The organism is Streptomyces sp. NA04227 (assembly GCF_013364195.1).
Classification (GTDB): Bacteria; Actinomycetota; Actinomycetes; order Streptomycetales; family Streptomycetaceae; genus Streptomyces.
Genome location: NZ_CP054918.1, coordinates 1386563 through 1409884 on the forward strand (window position 1 = coordinate 1386563; position 23322 = coordinate 1409884).

The 23322-nt window shown below is 70.1% G+C and carries 17 protein-coding genes and 1 pseudogene; 8 read left to right on the top strand and 10 right to left on the bottom strand.

The annotated features are described in order from the left end of the window. Positions 1-28: 28 nt before the first annotated feature. Positions 29-1060 carry an ABC transporter ATP-binding protein gene (locus HUT18_RS05725; protein ID WP_176098399.1) on the bottom strand — a complete coding sequence of 344 codons (1032 nt, stop codon included), beginning with the start codon at positions 1058-1060 and terminating at the stop codon, positions 29-31. Positions 1061-1489: 429 nt separating this feature from the next. Further along, a pseudogene (locus HUT18_RS05730) lies at positions 1490-2689 on the bottom strand (NYN domain-containing protein); the annotation flags it as partial. Between the two features lie 276 nt (positions 2690-2965). On the opposite strand from HUT18_RS05730, the gene HUT18_RS05735 reads away from it, so the two are divergent. Continuing rightward, on the top strand, positions 2966-3136 hold the full coding sequence (locus HUT18_RS05735; RefSeq protein WP_176098401.1) for a hypothetical protein: 171 nt from the start codon (positions 2966-2968) through the stop codon (positions 3134-3136). A 217-nt stretch (positions 3137-3353) separates the two neighbouring features. On the opposite strand, the gene dnaE is transcribed toward HUT18_RS05735, so the two are convergent. Further along, positions 3354-6914: a DNA polymerase III subunit alpha gene (gene dnaE / locus HUT18_RS05740; RefSeq protein WP_254878441.1), complete on the bottom strand. Its 3561-nt coding sequence runs from the start codon at positions 6912-6914 to the stop codon at positions 3354-3356. 356 nt (positions 6915-7270) lie between these two features. Between dnaE and HUT18_RS05745 the strand changes: the two genes are divergently transcribed. The 5 genes from HUT18_RS05745 (at position 7271) to HUT18_RS05765 (ending at position 13439) form a co-directional block, all read left to right on the top strand. Then, positions 7271-8599 (top strand): DUF2252 domain-containing protein, encoded by a 1329-nt coding sequence (locus tag HUT18_RS05745; protein ID WP_176098405.1) that lies wholly within the window; start codon positions 7271-7273, stop codon positions 8597-8599. 209 nt (positions 8600-8808) lie between these two features. Then, on the top strand, positions 8809-9495 hold the full coding sequence (locus HUT18_RS05750; RefSeq protein ID WP_176098407.1) for a hypothetical protein: 687 nt from the start codon (positions 8809-8811) through the stop codon (positions 9493-9495). Between the two features lie 57 nt (positions 9496-9552). Then, entirely contained in the window at positions 9553-10371 is an 819-nt protein-coding gene (locus HUT18_RS05755; protein WP_176098409.1) for a thioredoxin domain-containing protein, read from the top strand. 85 nt (positions 10372-10456) lie between these two features. Beyond that, complete coding sequence (locus HUT18_RS05760) at positions 10457-12112, top strand: alkaline phosphatase (protein WP_176098411.1); 1656 nt, start codon at positions 10457-10459, stop codon at positions 12110-12112. Between the two features lie 343 nt (positions 12113-12455). Then, complete coding sequence (locus HUT18_RS05765) at positions 12456-13439, top strand: zinc metalloprotease (protein WP_176098412.1); 984 nt, start codon at positions 12456-12458, stop codon at positions 13437-13439. 186 nt (positions 13440-13625) lie between these two features. Here HUT18_RS05765 and HUT18_RS05770 read toward each other — a convergent pair whose 3' ends face one another. Then, the gene (locus HUT18_RS05770; RefSeq protein WP_176098414.1) at positions 13626-14195 is read right to left on the bottom strand and encodes a dienelactone hydrolase family protein; all 570 of its coding nucleotides are present in this window, start codon (positions 14193-14195) and stop codon (positions 13626-13628) included. A 30-nt stretch (positions 14196-14225) separates the two neighbouring features. Here HUT18_RS05770 and HUT18_RS05775 point away from each other — a divergent pair, with 30 nt between their 5' ends. Beyond that, the gene (locus HUT18_RS05775) at positions 14226-15452 is read left to right on the top strand and encodes a mechanosensitive ion channel family protein (RefSeq protein WP_176098416.1); all 1227 of its coding nucleotides are present in this window, start codon (positions 14226-14228) and stop codon (positions 15450-15452) included. 88 nt (positions 15453-15540) lie between these two features. On the opposite strand, the gene HUT18_RS05780 is transcribed toward HUT18_RS05775, so the two are convergent. Next, a complete protein-coding gene (locus tag HUT18_RS05780) occupies positions 15541-16281 on the bottom strand; it encodes an SDR family oxidoreductase (protein ID WP_176098418.1) in 741 nt (246 codons plus the stop codon). 361 nt (positions 16282-16642) lie between these two features. After that, complete coding sequence (locus HUT18_RS05785) at positions 16643-18229, bottom strand: Na+/H+ antiporter (protein ID WP_176098420.1); 1587 nt, start codon at positions 18227-18229, stop codon at positions 16643-16645. A 357-nt stretch (positions 18230-18586) separates the two neighbouring features. Here HUT18_RS05785 and HUT18_RS05790 point away from each other — a divergent pair, with 357 nt between their 5' ends. Then, positions 18587-19543 carry a phosphotransferase family protein gene (locus HUT18_RS05790; protein ID WP_176098421.1) on the top strand — a complete coding sequence of 319 codons (957 nt, stop codon included), beginning with the start codon at positions 18587-18589 and terminating at the stop codon, positions 19541-19543. A 107-nt stretch (positions 19544-19650) separates the two neighbouring features. On the opposite strand, the gene HUT18_RS05795 is transcribed toward HUT18_RS05790, so the two are convergent. From HUT18_RS05795 to HUT18_RS05810, 4 genes are all read right to left on the bottom strand, one after another. Continuing rightward, complete coding sequence (locus HUT18_RS05795; protein WP_176098423.1) at positions 19651-20172, bottom strand: GNAT family N-acetyltransferase; 522 nt, start codon at positions 20170-20172, stop codon at positions 19651-19653. Between the two features lie 29 nt (positions 20173-20201). Continuing rightward, positions 20202-21143, bottom strand: coding sequence for an RluA family pseudouridine synthase (locus HUT18_RS05800; RefSeq protein WP_176098425.1), 942 nt, complete (start codon positions 21141-21143; stop codon positions 20202-20204). A gap of 203 nt (positions 21144-21346) precedes the next feature. Then, positions 21347-22063, bottom strand: a complete 717-nt coding sequence (gene lspA, locus HUT18_RS05805; protein ID WP_176098427.1) for a signal peptidase II — start codon at positions 22061-22063, stop codon at positions 21347-21349. A gap of 141 nt (positions 22064-22204) precedes the next feature. Beyond that, complete coding sequence (locus HUT18_RS05810) at positions 22205-23146, bottom strand: TraR/DksA family transcriptional regulator (RefSeq protein ID WP_176098429.1); 942 nt, start codon at positions 23144-23146, stop codon at positions 22205-22207. Positions 23147-23322: the final 176 nt, after the last annotated feature.

Below are 23322 nucleotides of genomic sequence, written 5' to 3' on the forward strand. Positions count from 1 at the left end.
GGCCGGTGCGTGACGGCGGCACCGCGGGTCATGTCTTCACCAGCCCCTTCAGATTCCTCGTATCGCCGCCGAGGGCGAGGTACACATCTTCCAGGCTCGGTGTGGCAAGTGTGAAATCGTCCAGCGCCGCGAAGGCCTCGCCGCCGGTCACCGCCGCCACCGCGGCGCGTGCCTCGTCGGGGGCGAGCCGCAGCGACCAGCGGCGGCCGGAGCGTACGGCGAAGTCCCGCAGTGCGGCGACCTCGGGCACGTCCAGCGGAGCGCGCTCGCGCCAGACCAGTTCCACCCGTACCTCGCCGGCCACGCGCTCCTTGAGACCGGCGGGTGTGTCACAGGCGATCACCCGGCCCCGGTCGAGCACGGCGACGCGGTCGAGCACGGTCTCGGCCTCGATGACGTTGTGGGTGACGAGCAGCACCGTGGTGCCGTACTCGTCGCGGCGGCGGTCGACTGCGGACCACACCGCGCGCCGTGCGATGGGGTCCATCGCGGCCGTCGGCTCGTCCAGGACCAGGAGCGGACGCTCGGCCACGAGGGCGGTGGCGAAGCAGGCGAGCCGTCGCTGGCCGCCGGAGAGCTTGCGGATCGGCCGGGAGGCGAGCGGGGCCAGGTTCAGTTCGTCGAGTACCTCGTCGCGCGCGGTACGGGCCGCGGCGGCGTCGAGTCCGCGCAGACGGGCGGTGGTCTCGGCGGCGAGCGCGACCGTCAGGTCGTCGAGGGCGGTGGTCTCCTGGCCGAGGTAGGCGAGGATGCGGGAGGCCCGCTCGGGGTGGCGCACGATGTCGTGGCCGAGGATCTCCACGGCGCCCTCGTCGGGGCGCATCAGACCGGTGAGCTGCCGGACGAGGGTGGACTTGCCCGCCCCGTTGGGCCCGAGCAGTCCGAAGATCTCGCCGCCGCGGATGTCGAAGGTGACGCCGTCGGTGGCCCGCACCTCGGGCGTGGCCGGGGCTCCGCGGCGCCCCCGCACCGCCGGATAGGTCTTCACCAGGTCCCGCACCGCACACACGACTGAGGTGCCACGGCCGTTGCGGCCGGCCTGCGCCCTGCGGGTACTCACAAGGTACGAGACTACGGGGTGCCGCGACCCGCCCCGCGCGCGGGGCGTCAATCCGACCTGCAATGGCGCATTCGGGGCCAGGTGCTCGGGACCGGGAAGCGGGAGGTCGGCCACGCGGGGACGCGGGAACCGCCCACCGGTACCCGTGGGAGTGCCGTCCTATTTGTGCGCGGGGTGCGTGGGGTGCGACGGCGCGGAGTGCGTCGGGTCCTCGGCTCGCTGGGCGGCGGAGGCCTGCGGCCCGGGCTGGCCCGAGGACGGCGTCCCCTGCTGGCCGGGCTGGCCGTGCGCCCCGGACTGACCCTGCTGACCGCTCTGCTGGCCGGAGTGCGCGGCCGCCCCGTGCGCCTGGCCCGACTGCGCCGCGGCGGACGCATGCCCGCCGTGCGCTTCGCCACCGGACGACGGGCCTTGGTCGCCCGCTCCGGGCACATCCGCCTGGCGCCAGAACCCGGCCCGGATCGCGTACCGGTCGTTCTCGTCGATCTGGTCGTCCTTGTGCGCGAGCAGCCCGAAGCGGGCCGCGTAGCGCAGCAGCTCGCCGTCCACCCGGTGCGGGATACGCGGGTACATGTCGGCCAGTACGCGGACCTGCACGGTCTCGGGGAGGCGCTCCAGCCAGCGGCGGGCGAAGACCTGGCCGACCTCGTACGGGTCACCGCCGACCGTGGTGATGTCCTCCTCGCGGTCGGCCCAGCGCTGTTCGGCGGTGGTGACCTGGGCGAGGGTCGGCAGCGCGGCGGCGTCCGCGGGTTCGCTGGGGGCGCCGGGGCGATCCACCCAGCCCTTGTCGGAGGACCAGCGCAGGGTGGCGTTGGGGGCGGGCGCGGGCTGCGGGGGTCCCGGGGCGGCGTGCGGCCGCAGTCCCGCCAGGTCCTTGGGGGTGGGCACACCTCGTACGGTCGAGCTGCGCTCCCCGGTGCCGTTCTGGGTACGGGCCGCGGGCTCGGCGGGGCTCGGCGGGGCGGACTCCTCGCGGGAGGAGCCGAGCGCGGACTCGGGCAGCGGCGCGGAGAGGATCGCCGCGATGTCGGGGCGGGCCACCGGCGGGGAGGCGCAGACCCCGGTCGGTTCCTTGACCCGTACCGCCTGGGTGATCCAGGCCCGGTCGAGCACGCGGCGCTCGTCGGCCTCGGCGACCAGGTCCTCGGACTGGTTGTAGTCACCGTCGGCGGCCTGCACCGCCCACAGGTGTACGGCGACGCCGTGCTCCTTGGCCGACATCATCCCCGGCAGCAGGTCGCCGTCGCCGGTCACCAGGACGATGTCCGAGCAGGCGCGGTTGCGGGCCAGTTCGGTCAGCTCGGCGTGCATGGCGGCGTCCACGCCCTTCTGCGCCCAGCGGCCGTCGCTGCGGGTCAGCGCGCCGAGCCGGACGGTGACCCGGGGCATCACCCGGAGCCTGCGGTGTTCGGGCTGGGGCACCCGGTCGGGGGCACCGTCGAACCAGTAGATCCGCAGCAGCGGCTGCGCGGTGTCCGATTCCGCACGCTCGCGCAGAGCCTGGATGAGAGCGGAGTGGTCGACGGTGATGCGGGACCTGGAGGGCTCACCGGCGAGCAGACTCGCGGCGGCGCCCAGCAAGTACCCGGCGTCCACCAGGACGATGCAGCGGTCCACGCGATCCACCCTCTTTCCCTGGAAAGGTTTCTGGAGGTGCTCTCGACGAGGATCTTCGACGCCCCGCAGAGACAACGCCAGCGGTCTGCTTCGGGTTTCCTTCGAGTCTGCCCGACCACGCCAGGGTTAACGGTCCGAACTCGATCTTCGGCGTGGCGCATCTGGTACGGATCTTCCCGATGAACCTTCTTACACAGGGTAATTATCCGAAATGCAGCACTTTCCATCCTATGTGAGTCTGATTTTGGATTTGGCCCAACAGGTCACCCTAGGAGGAAGATCACCATGGCCAAGAACAAGCGAGAGCGCAAGCAGCCGAAGAGCGAGAGTCAGGCCGAACGCGGCCAGCAGGAAGCTCAGAAGTCGAGCATGGAGTCGCTGACCCATCCGCAGCAGTCGCAGGGCAGCCCCGCCGACGTCGCCCGCAAGCACCAGCGCCGTTTCGGCCACAACTGAGCCCGCCGACCGCGGACTTCGGTTTCGCGGACACCGCGGATCTCTGCGGTCTCACTGTCGTGTTGTCACAACCTCATCCCTCGTGTTGTCACAACTAATGCTGTGTGCGAGGCAGTTGGCACCGTCGTGAGAAGTCGAGGGGTGCACCCGGTCCACGGGTGCACCCCTCACACGTACGTCTGCGTCCGGTGCCGCTGCGCGCCGCCGGGCGGGGCCTTCAGCCCGCCAGGCAGGACGGGCCGAGCAGCACCTTGAGGTCGCCGAACAGGGCCGGGTCGGGCTGCACCCGGTGCCGGTCGAGCCGCAGCACGGTGGTCTTGTGGGCGTCCTGGAGGCGGATCCGCACCTCGCTGTTGCCCTTGTGGTGGCTGAGGATCTCGCCGAGCCTGCTGACCATCGGCGGGGTGACCCGGCCCGAGGGGATCGTGATCACCACGGGGGCGTTCGCCCCGGCCGAGGACAGGTCGGGGACCATCAGCTCCATCGCCACCAGGCGTGGCACGTCCTCGCGCTTGTCGAGACGGCCCTTGACGAACACCACGGCGTCCTCGACGAGTTGGGTGGACACCAGCTGGTAGGTCGCCGGGAAGAACATGCACTCGATGGAGCCCGCGAGGTCCTCGACGGTGGCGATCGCCCAGGCGTTGCCCTGCTTGGTCATCTTGCGCTGGAGCCCGGAGATGATGCCGCCGATGGTGACCACCGCGCCGTCCGCGTGCTCGCCACCGGTGAGCTGGGCGATACCCGCGTCGGTCTTGTCGGACAGGATGTGCTCCAGACCGAACAGCGGGTGGTCGGAGACGTACAGGCCGAGCATCTCCCGCTCCTGGGCGAGCAGATACGTCTTCTCCCACTCCTCGTCGGAGAACTCCACGTCCAGGCCGAAGCCCGGCTCGCTGTTGTCCTCCTCCCCCATCCCGCCGAAGAGGTCGAACTGCCCCTCGGCCTCCTTGCGTTTGACCTGCACGACGTTGTCGATCATGGGCTCGTACTGCGCGGTGAGGCCCTTGCGGGTGTGCCCCATCTCGTCGAAGGCACCGGCCTTGATCAGCGACTCCGTGGTCCGCTTGTTGCAGGCGATCGCCTCGACCTTGTCGAGGTAGTCCGGGAAGGAGGTGTACTTCCCCTTGGCCCTGCGGCTCCTGATGATCGACTCGACGACGTTCGTACCGACGTTGCGCACGGCCTCCAGGCCGAAGAGGATCACGTCGTCACCCTGTGCGGCGAAGTTGTGCACCGACTCGTTGACGTTCGGCGGCAGCACCTTGATGCCCATACGGCGGCACTCGTTCAGATAGACGGCCGACTTGTCCTTGTCGTCCTTGACCGAGGTGAGCAGCCCGGCCATGTACTCGGCGGGGTGGTTGGCCTTCAGGTACGCGGTCCAGTACGAGACCAGTCCGTACGCGGCGGAGTGGGCCTTGTTGAAGGCGTATCCGGCGAAGGGGACCAGGACGTCCCACAGGGCCTGGATGGCCTCGTCGGTGTAGCCCTTCTTGCGGGCGCCCTCCTGGAAGAGGACGAAGTTCTTGGCCAGTTCGTCGGGCTTCTTCTTGCCCATCACACGGCGCAGGATGTCGGCCTCGCCGAGCGAGTAACCGGCGATGATCTGGGCGGCCTTCTGCACCTGCTCCTGGTAGACGATCAGGCCGTAGGTGACGCTGAGGACCTCCTGGAGCGGCTCCTCCAGCTCCTTGTGGATCGGGGTGATCTCCTGGAGCTTGTTCTTGCGCAGCGCGTAGTTCGTGTGCGAGTCCATGCCCATCGGGCCCGGACGGTAGAGCGCCGACACGGCGGAGATGTCTTCGAAGTTGTCGGGCTTCATCAGGCGCAGCAGGGAGCGCATCGGGCCGCCGTCGAACTGGAAGACGCCCAGGGTTTCGCCGCGCTGGAGCAGTTCGAAGGTCTTCGGATCGTCCAGTGGCAGGGCCAGCAGGTCGAGTTCGACGCCCTTGTTGGACTTCACCATCTTGACGGCGTCGTCCATGATCGTGAGGTTGCGCAGGCCCAGGAAGTCCATCTTGAGCAGGCCGAGCGACTCGCACTGCGGGTAGTCCCACTGGGTGATGGTCACGCCGTCGGTGTGCCGCGTCCACAGCGGGGCGTGGTCGACGATCGGCTCACTGGACATGATCACGCCGGCGGCGTGCACGCCCATCTGCCGGACCAGGCCCTCGACACCCTTGGCGGTGTCGATGACCTTCTTCACGTCCGGTTCGTTCTCGTACATGCCCCGGATCTCGCCCGCCTCGCCGTACCGCGGGTGAGTGGGGTTGGTGATGCCGTCGAGGTCGATGCCCTTGCCGAGGACGTCGGCGGGCATCGCCTTGGTCAGCCGGTCGCCCATCGCGTACGGGTAACCGAGCACGCGGGCCGAGTCCTTGATGGCGTTCTTGGCCTTGATCTTGCCGTAGGTGCCGATCATGGCGACCTTGTCGGCGCCGTACTTCTCCGTCACGTACCGGATCACCTCGACGCGCCTGCGCTCGTCGAAGTCGATGTCGACATCGGGCATGGAGACGCGCTCGGGGTTGAGGAAGCGCTCGAAGATCAGGCCGTGCGGGATCGGGTCGAGGTCGGTGATGCCCATCGCGTACGCCACGATCGAACCGGCCGCGGAGCCTCGGCCAGGGCCCACCGCGATGCCCTGCTCCTTCGCCCACATGATGAAGTCGGCGACCACCAGGAAGTAGCCCGGGAAGCCCATCGAGATGATGACGTCCATCTCGTACTCGGCCTGCTTCTGGCGGTCCTCGGGGACGCCGCCGGGGAAGCGCCGCGCCATGCCCCGGCGGACCTCCTCCTGGAACCAGGTGACCTCGGTGAAGCCCTCGGGGATCTCGAACTTCGGCATGAGGTCGCGCTTCTCGAACATGCCGGTGGTGTCGATCTGTTCGGCCACCAGGAGGGTGTTGGCGCAGCCCTCCTGCCACGCGTCCGAGGAGTCGATGGCGTACATCTCGTCGGTGGACTTGAGGTAGTAGCCGGTGCCGTCGAACCGGAAGCGGTCCGGGTCGGAGAGGTTCTTGCCGGTCTGGATGCACAGCAGGGCGTCGTGCGCCCCGGCCTCGTGGGAGTAGGTGTAGTGCGAGTCGTTGGTGACCAGCGGGGGGATGCCGAGCTTCTTGCCGACCTCCAGGAGGCCGTCGCGGACCCGGCGCTCGATCTCGATGCCGTGGTCCATCAGTTCCAGGAAGTAGCGGTCCTTGCCGAAGATGTCCTGGTACTCGGAGGCCGCCTTGAGCGCCTCGTCGAACTGGCCGAGGCGCAGCCGGGTCTGGAGTTCGCCGGAGGGGCAGCCGGTGGAGGCGATCAGGCCCTCGGACCACTGGGAGATGGTCTCCTTGTCCATCCGGGGCCACTTCTGCAGCCAGCCCTCGGCGTACGCGTCGGAGGAGAGCCTGAAGAGGTTGTGCAGTCCGGTGGAGTTCGCCGCCCAGATGGTCTTGTGGGTGTAACCACCCGAACCCGAGACGTCGTCGCGCTTCTGGTGCGGCTGGCCCCACTGGATCTTGCGCTTGGTGCGCCGCGACTCGGGCGCCACGTACGCCTCGATGCCGATGATCGGGGTGACCCCGGACTTCTTGGCCGTGTGGAAGAAGTCGTAGGCACCGTGCAGGTTGCCGTGATCGCTCATGGCGATATGCGTCATGCCCATCTCGTTGCAGGCATTGAACATGTCCTTGAGCCGCGCGGCACCGTCCAGCAGCGAGTACTGCGTGTGCACGTGCAGGTGCGTGAACGGCGGCTTCCCGGCGGGAACGGACGAGTCGGCCACGGCGGAAGCCTCCAGCGGAACTTTCGACGACATGTGTGCGACGTCCCGCCGACAGCACGGAAACCGACACGGACGACCGGCACGCGAAGCGCTCCGCGGACAGTCCGGCGGGACAGCCACGAAGTCTACTGACGGCCACTGACAGCCGGGTCCCGCGCACGGACTCCCCGGGCGGGGAGCGGGTGACGCGGGCGGGCACTCCCGCGTACCTTCGAGCGTTGGAAGGGATCGGAGCCCCCGGGTCCGGAAGTACGTACGACCCCGCCCGGCTGCCCCTTCCCGTACACGGTGCACGGCCCCGCGCCCGCGAGCGCGTTCCCGAGGCACCTTCGTCCCGTCCCAGGAGGCATCCACCGATGTCGGTCCCGCAGCCCGCCGCCGAAGCGCGCGGGGAGCAGATCCTCAGCGTTTTCGACACCGCGTTCGGCGAGCTCCTCGCCGCCGACCCGGCCGCCTTCCGTGTGAAGTTCCGGAAGATGGCCTCCTCGGCCTTCGCCTTCTACCGAGGCACCGCCTGCCTCTTCTACGAGGACCTGGAGGGGGACCGGGAGGGCGGCCCGTACCTGGACGAGCGCACCGCGCGGGTGTGGATCCACGGCGACCTGCACGCCGAGAACTTCGGCACCTACATGGACTCCCAGGGCCGTCTGATCTTCAACGTCAACGACTTCGACGAGGCCTATGTGGGCCCCTTCACCTGGGACCTCAAGCGCTTCGCCGCCTCCATCGCGCTGATCGGGTACGCCAAGGCGCTCAGCGACGAGCAGATCACCGAGCTGGTCCGGATCTACGCCACCGCCTACCGGGAGCGGGTGCGCGCCCTGGCCACCGGCGCCAAGGACGACGAGGTGCCGCCGTTCACCCTGGACACCGCGCAGGGTCCGCTCCTGGACGCGCTGCGTGACGCGCGCGCCTTGACCCGGTTCGGTCTGCTCGACTCGATGACCGAGATCCGCGAGTTCGAGCGGCGCTTCGCGGCCGGCGGCGGCGCGGTCGAGCTGGACGCGGCGACCCGCTACAAGGTGCTAGCCGCCTTCGACGGCTACCTGGAGACGCTGCCCGAGTCCTCGCTGAGCCGCCCCGACTCCTACCGCGTCAAGGACGTCGTCGGGCGCCGCGGCATCGGCATCGGCTCGGCGGGGCTGCCCTCGTACAACATCCTGCTCGAGGGCAACAGCGACGCCCTGGAGAACGACGTCGTGATCTATATGAAGCAGGCGCAGACGCCGGCCGTCTCGCGGCACATCACGGACCCGGCGATCCGCGGCTACTTCCGGCACGAGGGCCACCGCACGGTGATCTCGCAGCGCTCGCTCCAGGCGCACGCCGACCCGTGGCTGGGCTGGACCGAGCTGAACGGCGCGGGCCAGCTGGTCGCCGAGGTCTCGCCGTACGCGGTGGACCTGGACTGGTCGGACATCGACGACCCGGTGGAGATCGCGGCCGTGGTCGCGGACCTCGGCCGGGCGACGGCCACCATGCACTCGGCCGCCGACGACGAGAGCGGCCACTCCGAGCTGGTGCCGTTCTCCACCGAGCGGGCCATCGACGCCGCGATCGCCGCGGACGAGGCGGGCTTCGGCGAGCTCCTGGTGGACTTCGCGCACGCCTACGGCGCACGGGCCCGCGCGGACCACCAGATCTTCGTGGACCTGTTCCGCAACGGCCGTATCACCGGGGTCTGAAGCACCTCGGTCGGCGCCGAAGTCCGGGCGGCGCGGCACGGCCAGCGGAGATCGAGCGGCGCGGCACGGCCCCACAGCGTCTCTTTAGGAGGCCCTTACCCGGGGCCGTGCCACACTCCTGGTCGGCGACCGACAACCACGAGACGAGCGAACGGGACGACGCGCCCGGCACGAGCCGGAGGGCGCGGGAAGGGCGAGGGCGGACGGCAGTGGACCTCACACGGACGGCACCCCGGGTGGTGCGCGCGGCGCTCTTCACGGCGCTCGTCGTGCTGCTCTCCGCGGCCTCCCATGTGCTGCTGTCCCGGGCGCCGCTCCCGCTGAGCACCGTCGCCGCCATCGCGGCGGGCGTGTTCGCGGTCTCCTACGCCTTCGCCGGACGCGTGCGCGGCTTCGGCCGTACGGCCGCCCTGTTCGTCCCGCTCGAACTGGCCGCCGACACCGTCTTCACCGCCGGGCAGCACGCCTGTTACGGCCCGGCCGGCGGACCGGTGACCGGGCCGCTGCGCTCCCTGGGCTTCGACGCGCTGTGCGGCAGCCCCGTCGGGACCCCGCTCGCACAGGTGGCGGGCGGCCCCGGCCGGGGCGCCGCCGAGGTCCTCGCGCACACCAATCCGGCGGTGCCCTGGCTGCTGCTCGCCGCGCACGTCACCGTCGGCCTGCTCGCGACCGCCTGGCTGCGGCGGGGCGAGCGCGCCCTGGCCGAGCTGCTCCGGGCGGCCGCCCTCAGCGGCTTCCGCCCGCTGCTGCTCGCGCTCACCGGTGTCCGGGCGTACCGCCTGCCGCCGCGCCGGCTCCGGGCCAGGACGTTCCGTGTTCCGTCGGCACGCTCCCGACTGTGGGTGCACTCCGTGGGGCGGCGTGGGCCGCCTCGGCCGGTCCTCACCACCGGCTGACCCGCGCGGGCCTTGTGCGCCCGCGCTCCCACGCATTCCACGGAGCGGAACACCACCATGAGCAAGAGGAACAGCCAGGCCGCGAAGCAGGCGGCCCGCGAGCGCATGCGCGCCGAGCGCGAGCGCCAGGCCAAGAAGGACAAGATGCGGCGGCAGTTGATCGTCGCGGGCGCCATCGTCGGCGTCCTCGCCGCCTCGGGCGGCATCGGCTACGCCGTCGTCCAGAGCAACAAGCCCGGCTACTGGGAGTCCGCCAAGGACAACCCGCTGGTCAAGCCCACGAACACCAGCGGCGAGAACGGCACCACCGTCCTCCTCGGCAAGGACAGCGCCAAGAAGACCCTGAAGCTCTACGAGGACTCGCGCTGCCCGGTCTGTGCGCAGTTCGAGCAGCAGGTCGGCCCGGAGATCGACAAGGACCTGGCCGACGGCAAGTACCGGATCCAGTACATCGGCGCCACCTTCATCGACAAGGGCGCCCCGGGTGAGGGCTCGCGCAACGCGCTCAGCGCGCTGGGCGCCGCGCTGAACGTCGGCGAGGACGCGTTCCTCGACTACAAGGCCCAGCTGTACTCGGCGAAGTTCCACCCCTCGGAGCAGGACGACAAGTTCAAGTCGGACGCGTATCTGCTGAAGGTCGCCGAGCAGGTGCCCGAGCTGAAGGGCAACGCCGCGTTCCGCAAGGCGGTTCAGGCCGGTACGTACGACCGCTGGGCGCTGGAGATGTCGGACACCTTCACCAAGAACAAGGACGGGGTGGACGGCACTCCCTCCCTCGTCATGAACGGCAAGAAGCTGACCGGCGACGACAACGAGCACGCGCCGATGACTGTGCCGGAGTTCCGCAAGGCGGTCGATGCCGCGCTGAAGGGATAAACCCGGCGAAGCCGAGCTGAAAAGCGGGCGAACTCTTTCGAGTTCGCCCGCTCTTCAGTACAACCGGTCAGTAACCTGACCGGTCGTGAACAATTCTCACTTCCCCGAGCCCCAGTCCCCCGGGGCACCGGCCCCGCGCCGCCGCACCGTTGTCAAGGCCGCCGCCACCACCGCGGTCCTCGCCCCGCTCGCCGCGGGTGCCCTTCAGCCGACGGCCCACGCCGCCACCGGCCCCAGCTTTTCGCACGGTGTCGCCTCCGGCGACCCGCTCCCCGACGGCGTCCTGCTGTGGACGCGTGTGACCCCCACGGCCGAGGCCGTCCCCGGCTCCGGCAAGGGCCCGGACACCGAGGTGAGCTGGGAGGTCGCGGAGGACAAGGACTTCCAGCGGATCGTGGTGCGCGGCAGCACCACCAGCCGCGCGGCCACCGACCACACGGTGAAGGCCGATGTGCGCGGCCTGCGCCCGGCCACCGCGTACTGGTACCGCTTCCGCGCCGGTGACGTCGTCTCGGCGGTCGGGCGCACCCGTACCACCGCGACCCACGACGCCGACGTGTCCGGCGTGCGCTTCGGTGTCGTCTCGTGCTCCAACTGGGAGGCGGGGTACTTCTCCTCGTACCGCCACCTCGCCGCGCGCGGCGACCTGGACGCCGTGCTCCACCTCGGCGACTACATCTACGAGTACGGCACCGGCGAGTACCCCGAGAAGGGCGTCCGCGCGACGAGCCCGGCGCACGAGATTCTGACGCTGGCCGACTACCGCACCCGGCACGGCAGTTACAAGACGGACGCCGATCTGCTCGCGCTGCACGCCAGGCACCCGGTGATCGCGATGTGGGACGACCACGAGATCGCCAACGACACCTGGGCGGGCGGCGCGGAGAACCACACCCCCGGCACCGAGGGCGACTGGGCGCAGCGTCAGGCGGCGGCCAAGCAGGCGTACTTCGAGTGGATGCCGGTGCGTCCCTCCACCGAGGGCACCACCTACCGGCGGCTGCGTTTCGGCAAGCTCGCCGATCTGCACCTGCTCGACCTGCGGTCGTTCCGCTCGCAGCAGGTGGGCGTGGGCAACGGCGATGTGGACTCGCCCGAGCGCACCCTCACCGGGCGCAAGCAGCTCGACTGGCTGAAGGCGGGCCTGTCCGCCTCGCAGACCTCCTGGCGGCTCGTCGGCACCTCGGTGATGATCTCGCCGATGGCCTTCGGCTCGCTGCCCGCCGAGTTGCTCAAGCCGCTGCTCGAACTCCTCGGTCTGCCCTCGCAGGGTCTCGCCGTCAACACCGACCAGTGGGACGGCTACACCCACGACCGTGCGGAACTCCTGGGCCACCTCCAGGCGCAGGCGATCCGCAACACCGTCTTCCTCACCGGTGACATCCACATGGCCTTCGCCAACGAGGTCCCGGTGAAGGCGGGTACCTACCCGTTGTCGGGCAGTGCGGCCACCGAGTTCGTGGTGACCTCGGTGACCTCGGACAACATCGACGACATCGTCGGGTCCTGGGCCTCCCCCCTCGCGGAGGGCGCCATCAAGCTCGCCAACCGGCACATCAAGTGGCTCGACATGGACTCGCACGGTTACGGCGTCCTCGATGTGACCGCCCAGGCCTCGCAGATGGACTACTACGTGGTCTCCGACCGCGAGGACCCGGCGGCGACGGTCTCCTGGACCCGCGGTTACCGCACCCCGAGCGGCACCCAGAAGGTGGAGCGGGCGAACGCTCCGGTGCGCTGATCGGGCAATTCCCACAGGGTGCACCGACTTTGGGAGCTTTGACCGAACGTTTTCAGCCATCCTCCCTCTGCGTTTCCCTGTGATCACACCCCTGTGACGGCTGGCCCCCTCCGGACGCTCGAATCCGGACACACCCACCCGTCACAGGGGTTTTCTGTCACCACAAGCAATCCGCCGGGCGGTCGGTTTGAGCCGGAAACCCTCCCGCGATGCACCGATTTGGCGGGCGAAGTGCCGGTCGGGAGTGGGCCAGAAGAACACTCTTCACCTTCTGACATGGCCGCGTAATCTCCCCGCGTCGGCCGAGGATTTGCCTCGCCGACTTCTTACGCGAGGAGTTGTGATGGGCAGATCTGTCCGCATTTCCCCGTCCGTTCGCCGACGGATACTTGGCACGACGCTGGTGGCCGGAACGCTGGCCCTGGCCCCGCTGTCCGCCCCCACGGGCAGCGTGGCCGTCGCCAAGGCCGTCACCGGCGCCGAGGCCTGCGCCGAGGACGGCGCCGCCAACGCCCGCGTGGCCCACCCGGACAAGCACGGACACGCCGCGGAGCCCAACGCCGTCAGCGCCACCAAGGCGAAGGCCATGGACGCCGACCTGGACAAGAAGCTGGACAAGCTCCGCAGCAGCGGCCGCGGCATCAGTGCCGCCTCGGCCACCATCCCGGTCTACTTCCACGTCATCCACAAGGGGACCGAGGGCAAGCTGTCCGCCACGGACGTCTCCAACCAGATGAACGTGCTGAACGACGCGTTCGCGGGCCAGGGCAGCGGCAACAACGACACCGGCTTCCGGTTCCAGCTCGCCGGCACGGACTACACGGACAACGCCGCCTGGTACAACGTGACTCCGGGCAGCTCCGCCGAGACGCAGATGAAGAACGCGCTGCGCAAGGGCGGCCCCGAGACCCTGAACATCTACGCCGCCGAGATCGGCGACGGCCTCCTCGGCTGGGCGACCTTCCCGAGCGACTACTCCTCGCACCCGAAGGACGACGGCGTCGTCCTGCTCAACTCCTCGCTGCCCGGCGGCTCCGCGGCCAACTACAACGAGGGCGACACCGCCACCCACGAGGTCGGCCACTGGATGGGCCTCTACCACACCTTCCAGGGCGGCTGTACCGGCAAGGGCGACTACGTCAGCGACACCCCCGCCGAGAAGTCCGCCGCGTTCGAGTGCCCGACCGGCCGTGACACCTGCGCCACCAAGCCGGGCGCCGACCCGATCCACAACTTCATGGACTACACGTACGACAACTGCATGTACCAGTTCACCTCCGGCCAGGTGACGCGCATGCAGGAGCACTGGACCGCCTACCGCGGCTGATCCACGGCACCTCCGCGCGACGCGGCGTGAGCCGTCCCCGCGCACACCGGCGGCCGGGTCCTTACGGGCCCGGCCGCTGCCGTTGTCGCGGTTTGCCGTTGTCGCGGTTTGCCGTTGTCTCGGTCTGCGCTTGTCGCGGCCTGTCCTTGTCGCGAGCCTGTCCTTGGCGGCCCAAGTCCTCGGTTCTCAGAGGCTGTCGAGGAAGCCCAGGGCGGTGCGCCAGGTGTCCGACGCGGCGCGCTCGTCGTAGTCCGGGAGTTCCGGGTCGGTGTACAGGTGGCCCGCGCCCCGGTACCGGTAGATCTCGACGTCCGCGCCCGCCCGCCGCATCCGCAGGTACCAGGCGCTCAGCCAGTCCTCGCTCTCGAACGGGTCCGGCTCGGCGACGTGCAACTGCACCGGCAGGTCGTCGGCCGAGGCGTTCTCCGCGAGGTCGGAGGTGCCGTGCAGCAGAAGCAGCCCGCGCGCCTTCTCGTCGCCGAGCGCCAGGGTCTGCGCGACGGCGGCGCCGAAGGAGAACCCTGCGTAGACGAGTCCGCGCTCCGAGTAGGGCGCGGCGGCGAGCACCGCCCGCTTCAGGAGTTCGTCCTTACCGAGCGCGTCCCGGTAGCCCAGTCCCTCCTCGACCGTCTGGAAGATCCGGCCCTCGAAGAGGTCGGGAGTCCACACCTGGTGGCCCGCGGCGCGCAGCGTGTCCGCGGCCTCCGCAACCGCCGGGCGCGGCCCGAAGGCCGAGTGGAAGAGCACGATGTTCATGCCCCCATCATGCCGGTTAGGTTCGAGGGCATGGACAATGTGCTGCGCCCGCTGATCGTTCTCGGCGGTGCGGTCGTACTGGCCGTGCTCCTGGCATGGGTGGCCGACCGACTGCTGAGACTGGCCGATGAAAGGCACCGGGACACCCCGTTGTGGGGCCTGCTCCGCCGCGGCCGGGTCCCCTTCCGGTTCGCCCTGTGCGCCGCCCTGCTCCGCGGGTCCTACGGTGAGGCCGAGGTGGCCGAGGACCACTCCGCGGGCATCGGCCAGATCCTCACCCTGACCCTGATCGCCTCCACCGCCTGGCTGGTGGTACGCATCGCCGCCGCGGTGGTCGAGTCGAGTTACGCCCGCTTCGCCACCACCAGCCGTGATCCAGCCCGGGTACGCCGGGTCCGCACCCAAGTAACCCTGATACAGCGGGTGGTCTCCGCCGTGGTCGGCGTGGTCGCCTTCGCCTCCATGCTGCTCACCTTCCCCACGATGCGCACCGTCGGCACCTCGCTGCTCGCCTCCGCCGGACTCGTCGGCATCGTCGCCGGTGTGGCCGCCCAGTCCACGCTCGGCAACCTGTTCGCGGGGCTCCAGATCGCCTTCGGCGACATGGTGCGGATCGGCGACACCGTCGTGGTCGACGACGAGATGGGCACCGTCGACGAGATCACGCTGACCTATCTGACCGTGCGCACCTGGGACGAGCGCCGCATCACCATGCCCGTCTCCTACTTCACCAGCAAGCCCTACGAGAACTGGTCGCGCGGCGGCAACGAGATGACGGGCACCGTCACCCTGCACGTCGACCACAGCGCCCCGGTGGATCTCATGCGCGAGAAACTGGAGGAAATCGTCCGCTCCTGCCCGGCCTGGGACGGCCGCGAATGGGGCCTCGCCGTAACCGGCTCCACCCCCAACACCATCGAGGTACGGGCCCTCGTCACCGCCAAGGACCCCGACGATGTCTGGACGGTACGTGTCACCGTCCGCGAACAACTCATCCGCTGGCTGGCCGCCGAACACCCCTACTCCCTTCCCCACGTGAACACGGCTGAGGCTGTGTTGCCTCCGGCGGGGGCGCGTGCGGGGGCGTCTCGTTCGGGAGTGTTGCGCTCCGGAGAGTCACGTTCGGGCGAGTTGCGTTCGGGAGAGGTGCCTTCGGCGCGTGAGTCGGCCGAGCGGAGCGGGAGTGACGTGCGGGGCGAGACCGAGGTGCGTGGTACAGCGAGTGAGCACGGGGGTTCGGGCAGCCGGGCCGAGTGAGTACGAGGGTCGGAGTGAGGGACCGATCGCCTGCGGAGCGGGGGCGGGACCACCGCCCGCGCTCCGCGGAGCAGACGAACGGCTGGGCTCAACGCCCGCGCTCCTCCCCGCCGTTGACCTGGATCACCTGAGCGGTGATGTGGCCCGCCGCGTGCGAGGCGAGGAAGTGCAGGGTCTCGGCGATGTCCTCCGGCGTACCCGCCCGGCCGGTCAACGTACGGGCGGCGCGCGAGGCCCTCTCCTCCTCCGGCATCTCGGGGCCGAAGAACTCCGTACGCTCCACGAACCCCGGCGAGACCACATTGACCGTGATACCGCGCGGGCCGAGTTCGCGGGCCAGGTCGAAGGCGTACGGGTGCAGCGCCGCCTTGGAGGCCGCGTACGCCCCGGATCCCGAGCCTCGGTACGAGGCGATGGAGCTGAGGAAGAGGAGCCGACCGCCCGGTGAGGCGAGCCGGTCCTTGAGTGCCTCGGTCAACAGCGCGGCAGTCAATGTGTTGATGCGAAAGTTGACCGTCCAGTCATGAGCGACCCGGTCCAGTGCGTCCTCGGATTCCGCCCCGGGTTCGAGCCCCCCGTTGCCGCCCGCACTGTGGATCAGCACATCCACGGTGCCCAGTTCACGTGCCACGAAGTCGGCCACCGCACGCGCACCGGCCACCTCACCGAGGTCTGCGACGAAGCTGAGCGCCCCGGGAACATCGGCCTCTTCCAGAACCTTGGCCCGGCGTCCGAGCAGCAGCACCCGGTCGCCATCCGCGGCGAACGCACGTGCCGCCGCCAACCCGATGCCCGTACCGCCGCCGCTGATCACTACGTTGCGCGTCATGCCGGGATCCTACAAAGACGTACTGGACGAACAGCGCAGATAGTGGACGCGGGCGATGCGACGGAGGCGGTCCGTACATGTGGTCCACAGGATCCACAAATCGATGCACTTGGTCCACTATGGACTCAACACGATCAATGTCACGCAATGCGCTCAATGCAAGCCACATCATCGTCAACGCCGTCATCATCATCCATCTGGTCAATGCATTGCTCCGGCAGGCTCAACATGCTCAACACGGTCAACACCGGCTCGCGCAGTCAAGATTGATCAACAGACCGCACTGCCAACGCCGAACGCCGAACATCGAACGCCACGAGGCGCGTGCCGGTACACATGCCGCAGGGACCATCAAGACGACTCAACGCATGCTGCGCACATCGAGATGACGCAACACCCGGTCGACGATCTCCGGATCGGCACCGGCCTCACTGCGCGCGGCCAGGATCTCGTGCCGGGCCGCCGACAGCAGTTCGCCGTTGAGACGCCGTAGCAACCGGATGCGCTCGACCCGGTGCTGGTGGGCTTCGCGGCGCTCCTCCTCGGCCATGTCGGGGCTGATGCGCACCCCGATCTCCAGTGCCCTGCGCATGAGTTGGTCGGCCAGGTCCTCCGGGATGTCCTCGGCGGCCTCCAGTTCCTTGAGCCGGTGCCGCGCGGCCTTGGCGGCGCGTACGGCGAGTTCCTTCTCCATGGCCTTCTCGGCGCCGATGTCCCGGCGCACGTCGAGGGTCCGTACCAGCCAGGGCAAGCTGAGGCCCTGGAGGACGAGGGTGGTCATGACGACGCTGAAGGCGATGAAGACGAGTTCGTCGCGGTAGGGGAAGTCGGCGCCGGAGTCCGTGTGCAGCGGGATGGCGAGGGCAAGGGCCACCGAGGCCACTCCGCGCATGCCGGACCACCAGACGACCACGGTTTCGCGCCAGCTGGCGGGGATGTCCTCGTCGTAGTCGCGCCGTGCGTGCAATCGCTTGGTGAGCCAGGTGGCGGGCAGCAGCCACATCAGGCGTACGAGGACGACGACGACGACCACGGCGGCGCCCCAGCCGAGCACCTTGCTCCAGCGGCCCTCGGCGGTTTCCAGCGCGGTGTGCAGTTCGAGCCCGATGAGCCCGAAGGCGACGCCGGTGATGAGGGTGTCCAACACGCCCCAGAAGGCACCGCCGGTCAGCCGGACCATGACGTCGTCCGGGTCCGTCGAGAACTCGGCGAGGTAGAGCGCGGTGACCAGTACCGAGAGCACGCCGGAGCCGTGCAGTTCCTCGGCGACGATGTACGAGGCATAGGGCACCAGAACGCTCAGGCCGACTTGCAGGGTGGAGTCGTCGAGCCGTGCCATGACCTGGCCGCTGGCCCAGCCGAGGGCCAGTCCGATCACGAGCGCGACCACGGCGGACAGGACCAGGTCGAGGGCGGCCTCGCCGAGCGAGAAACTGCCGCTGACGGCGGCGGTGATGGCGACGTTGTAGAGCACGATCGCGGTGACGTCGTTGAACAGCCCCTCGCCCTCCAGGATCGACAGCAGCCGTCGCGGCAGGCCCAACTGGCCCGCCACAGCGGTCGCGGCCACCGGGTCCGGCGGCGCGACCAGGGCGCCGAGTGCCACCGCCGCCGCGAGCGGGATGCCGGGCAGAAGCGCGTCGGCGACCGCGGCGACGGCCGCCGTGGTGACGAAGACCAGGGCCACGGCCAGCAGGAAGATGGGCCGCTTGTTGGCGGCGAACTGACGCCAGGAGGTGCGCTGTACGGCCGCGTAGAGGAGTGGCGGCAACAGCAGGGGCAGGATCAGTTCCGGCGGGATCTCGACGTTGGGCACGAATTCGAGCAGGGCGAGCACGATGCCGAGCACCGTCATCAGCACCGGCGCGGGCAGCCGCAACCGGTCGCCCAGCGGCACACTGACCACGGCTCCGAGCAACAGGACGAACAGCAGGGCCAATTGATCCACGGCAGCGCTCCGGGCCGGTTAGCGATCAGGACGGGGCAGAACGGTGAGGGCGGTCGAAGGCGGGCGTGGACGGGACGTAGGCAGGTCAGCGCCCTCCGGGCGGAAGGGCCGGGCCAACGGGAGGGCCGGGCTAAAGGGTGCCAGCAGGTCGGGTGAAAAGCATTGATAACGGGTCAACAAGGGCAGCGATTCTGCTGCCCCTCAACGTGGCCGATGCCGCACCACGACCCGCACCACAACCCGAACCGAGCCCGCCGTACGGTCCTCAGAACGTCCGCAGTACGCCTCGCGGCACGACTCCCCGCCCGCACCCGCACCCGCACCCGCACCCGCACCCGGCGGGCATACCCTGAGTCGGTGGCCGATGATCCGCAGCTTCCCCTGCATCCGCGTACCCATGCCTGGGTGGAGCGTTTCCTCGCCGAAGGTGAACGGCTCGACGGCGTGACCCGGCTCAAGGGCGGGTGGTCGGCCGAGATGCGGTCAGTGCGTGTGGCGGGGCCCGCGGGCGGACGCCAACTGGTCCTGCGCTCCTTCGTGAAGCCCTTCTTCGTCCGGCACGCCCCCGGGCTGCTCAACCGCGAGGCGGACGTGCTCCGGCTCCTGGACGCCTCGGAGGTTCGCGCCGCGCGGCTGGTCGCGGTCGACCCGGACGGTACGTACTGCGCGCGCCCTTCGCTCCTGATGACCCGGCTGCCCGGGAGCATCCGCCTCGACGAAGGAGACGTGAGCAGTCGACTGCCGCTGCTGGCAAGGGAGTTGGTGCGGATCTACGGCCTTGAGGTCGCCGAGGAGCAGCGCCCCCGGGTGTACCAGGCCTGGGCCTCGGCGGAATCGGTGGAGCTGCCGCCGCGGACCCGGCGCCCGTGGCTGTGGAAGCGCGCGGTCGAGGTGATCGGGCAGGAGCCGCCGCCGTACGTACCGCGGTTTCTGCACCGGGACTTCCACCCGGGCAACGTCCTGTTCGAAGGCGCGGGCGCCGACCTGGCCGTCAGCGGAGTGGTCGACTGGGTCGAGACCTCCTGGGGCCCGGCCGAACTCGACCTCGCCCACTGCTCGACCAACCTGGCCTTCCTGCACGGCACCGGGACCGGCCTCGCCTTCACCGGGCACTACCTCGCGGCCGGGGGGCGCCTCACGGACGATCCGGCGGCCCGCCTGTACTGGCATCTGCTCGACGCGCTCGCCTTCGCACCGCACGCGGAGAAGGTCGGCGAACCCTGGCGGGAGAGCGGCCGCCCCGACCTCACCGAGGAACTCCTCGCGGAGCGCCTCGAAGACTGGCTACAGGCACTGTTCGACACGTACGGCTAGGTCCGCGCGGCCGGATTCACGGCGCGACCGAAAGGCCCAAGTGACCGCTCGGCGCCCCAACCACGTTCCGGAGCCGCGCAGTTGAGCCCCGCCCAACCGCAAACCGGTTAGGCCGCCCCGCCACCGCCGACGCCGACAGCCTCAGCCCCACCGCTCCCAAGCCCCCTGCGCATCGACTGATGCGGCAGCCCCGCCTCCTCGAACTCCGGCCCGTATGCGACGTAGCCGAGCCGTTCGTAGAAGCCGAGGGCATGGGTCTGGGCGTGCAGGCCGACGGTGGTGAGGCCGCGCAGGCGGGCCGCCTCCTCGATGCCCCGCACCAGTGCGGCGCCCACGCCGAGGCCGCGGACGTGCCGGGTCACGGCGAGCCTGTCGAGGGATCCGAGGCCGGGTTCGCCGCCGGTCTTCGTGGCGGCGCCCGGGCCGTACAGCAGGCGGCCGGTGCCGAGCGGGGTGCCGTCGCTGTCGACCGCGAGGACGTGGACGACGAGGGAGGCGTCGTTGTCGTAGGCGTCGTATTCGAGGTCCTCGGGCACGCCCAGCTCGGCGACGAAGACGTCCTCGCGGATCGCGAAGCAGGCCGCTCGGTCCGCGTCGGCCACGGCCTCCCGCACCCGGACCTCACCCACGGCCCCGCCCCCGTCCCCGCTCGGGCCGGTCACGAGCTCTCGGCCCGCACCCGGTCCAGGGCCTGCTGGAGGTCGTCGGGGTAGCCGCTCTCGTACTCGACCCAGCGGGCCTCGCCGGGGTGCTCGAAGCCGAGCCGTACGGCGTGCAGCCACTGCCTGGTCAGGTTCAGACGGCGGGCGAGGGTGGGGTCGGCGCCGTAGGTCAGGTCGCCCACGCAGGGGTGCCGGTGGGCGGCCATGTGCACCCGGATCTGGTGGGTGCGGCCGGTCTCCAGCTTCACGTCGAGGAGCGAGGCGGCGCGGAAGGCCTCGACGAGGTCGTAGTGGGTGACCGAGGGCTTGCCGTCGGCGGTCACGGCCCACTTGTAGTCGTGGTTGGGGTGTCGGCCGATCGGGGCGTCGATGGTGCCGCTGGTCGGGTCGGGGTGGCCCTGGACCAGGGTGTGGTAGCGCTTGTCCACGGTGCGCTCGCGGAACTGCTGCTTGAGCGAGCTGTACGCGTACTCGGACTTGGCCACCACCATCAGGCCCGAGGTGCCGACGTCGAGACGGTGCACGATGCCCTGGCGTTCTGCGGCGCCGGAGGTGGAGATGCGGTAACCGGCCGCGGCCAGACCGCCGATGACGGTGGGGCCGCTCCAGCCGGGGCTCGGGTGGGCGGCCACGCCGACCGGCTTCACGATGACCACGACATCGTCGTCGTCGTGCACGATCTCCATGCCCTCGACCGGTTCGGCCACGATCTGCACCGGGGCGGGCGCCTGCGGCATCTCGACCTCGAGCCAGGCGCCGCCGTGAACGCGCTCCGACTTTCCGGCGACCGTGCCGTCGATCAGCACCTTGCCGGCCGCGGCGAGCTCTGCGGCCTTGGTACGGGAGAAGCCGAACATGCGCGAGATGGCGGCGTCGACGCGCTCGCCCTCCAGGCCGTCCGGCACGGGCAGGGTACGGATCTCGGGAATCGTGCTCACCCGTCGAGTATGCCGGACCCCGGGAGGGCCCCTCGCCCACAGGGCGGCTGGGCAGCCACCGCACGGGTGTGGGACGTGGCCCGGGCCACGTCCCACACCCGTGCGACGGTTCGGTCCCCGCGGACCGCGGCCCTCGTAGACCGTGTCCGCACACCCAGTCCTCGTGGACGGCGTCCGAACCCTCAGTCCTCAGTCCTCAGTCCTCAGTCCTTGTGGACGGTGCCGTCCGGGTCGAGCCCGCGGAACGACAGCAGCACGATCAGGATGCCGCCGCAGACGATCGCGGAGTCGGCGAGGTTGAACACGGCGAAGTGCTTCGGTGCGATGAAGTCCACGACCGCGCCCTCGAAGACGCCCGGCGCGCGGAAGATACGGTCCGTGAGGTTGCCGAGCGCGCCGCCGAGCAGCAGCCCGAGCGCGATCGCCCACGGCAGGCTGTAGAGCTTGCGGGCGAGACGGACGATGACCACGATCACGGACGCGGCGATCAGCGTGAAGATCACGGTGAAGGCCTCACCCATGCCGAACGCGGCACCGGGATTGCGCACCGCCTCCAGCTGCAGCCACTCCCCGATGATCTCCACCGAGGCGCGGTGTTCGAGCTTGGCGACCACGATCATCTTGCTGACCAGGTCGAGGATGTACGCGACGGCCGCGACCGCGAACAGCACGGCGATACGGCGCCTGCCGCGCGAGGCCTGGGCCTGCTCGGTCCCCTCGCCCTCGGCCGACGCGGACGCTTCGGTGCTCTGGGAGGCCGAGCGGTCCGCGCCCTCCTCGGGGGCGGCGCTCTCGGCGGGCCGGTCGGCGGCCGCCTCACGGGCGTGCTCCCCGGGCGCATCCGGCCGCGGCGTCGCGGGCTGTGCGCCCGCCGCCCCGGCACTCTGCGGCGTACTGATGATGCGCTCCGCCTCTGCCACGTAAGTGTCCCTCGATCCGGATACCGACTGGGCACGAGGGTACGTCACAGGGGGCCCCGGCCCCGAGCCGAGAGGCCCCGGCAGCGCTGCCGCGAGGCCGGAACGAGCCGCCGGGGCCCGGCGGCGGTCACCGGCGGGTGGTCAGACGCGGCGTTCCTGCTTCTGCTTGCACTCCACGCACAGGGTGGCGCGCGGGAAGGCCTGCATCCGGGCCTTGCCGATGGGGTTGCCGCAGTTCTCGCAGCTCCCGTAGGTGCCCGCCTCGATGCGATCCAGTGCGCGTTCGGTCTGCAGCAGCACCTCGCGGGCGTTGGCCGCGATGCCGAGTTCGTGCTCCCTGGTGATGTTCTTGGAGCCGGTGTCGGCGTCGTCCTCGCCCGCCCCGTCCTGCGAGTCCCGCATCAGGCCGACCAGGGACTCCTCGGAGGACTCGATCTCGCTGCGCAGCCGCAGCGCCTCGGCGGACAGTTCCGCGCGGGCCTCGGCGACCTCCTCCGGGGTCCAGGGCTCCTCCCCCGGCCGTACGGCGAGTTCTCCCGGCTCGGCCGCGGTGTGCCGCGCCTTGGGCACTCCGGCCGTGGCCGTGCCCGTCTTCGCTGCCGCCTTCTTCGCAACCACCGTCGTGGCTCCCGTCGTCGTCGCGGTCTGCGCCGCAGCCGCCTGTTCCTGCTCTTTCCCGGTGCTCTTCTTGGCCGTGCTCTTCTTGGCCGCGCTCTTCTTGGCCGTGGCCTTCTTCGCCGCCGTCTTCTCGGCCGGGGCCTTCTTGACTGCTGTCTTCTTGGCCACGGCCTTCTTCTCCGGCTTCTTGGACTTCTTGGGCTTCTCGGGCTTGTCCGGCTCGGCGCTCTGCGCGCTCTTCTCCGGCTTCTCGCTCTTCGCGCTCTTCTCGGACTTCCCGGGTTTCGCGGCCTTCGCCGCCGTCTTCTTCGCCGTGGCCTTCTTCGCCGCGGATTTCTTCGCGGCCGTCTTCTTCGCGGCCGTCGTCTTTGCCGCCGCCTTCTTCACGGGGGACGCTTCAGTCGTTTTCCCGGCCGCCGATTTCTGCGCCGTCGACTGCTTCGCCGTCGACTTCTTCGCCACCATGGCCGCGGCCCCTTCACATATTGTGATCTTGCTCGCGAATCGTGCTGGGACGATAAATCGACTCCCAGCGCGCGGCAACGGGGCACGCCGCCCGATTCGCCGCCCCGCCAACGCGGTGCGGCCGACCTGCAAGCGTTGTGCCCAGCTCCCCGGCCGGTAATCCGCCGAGCTGCGCG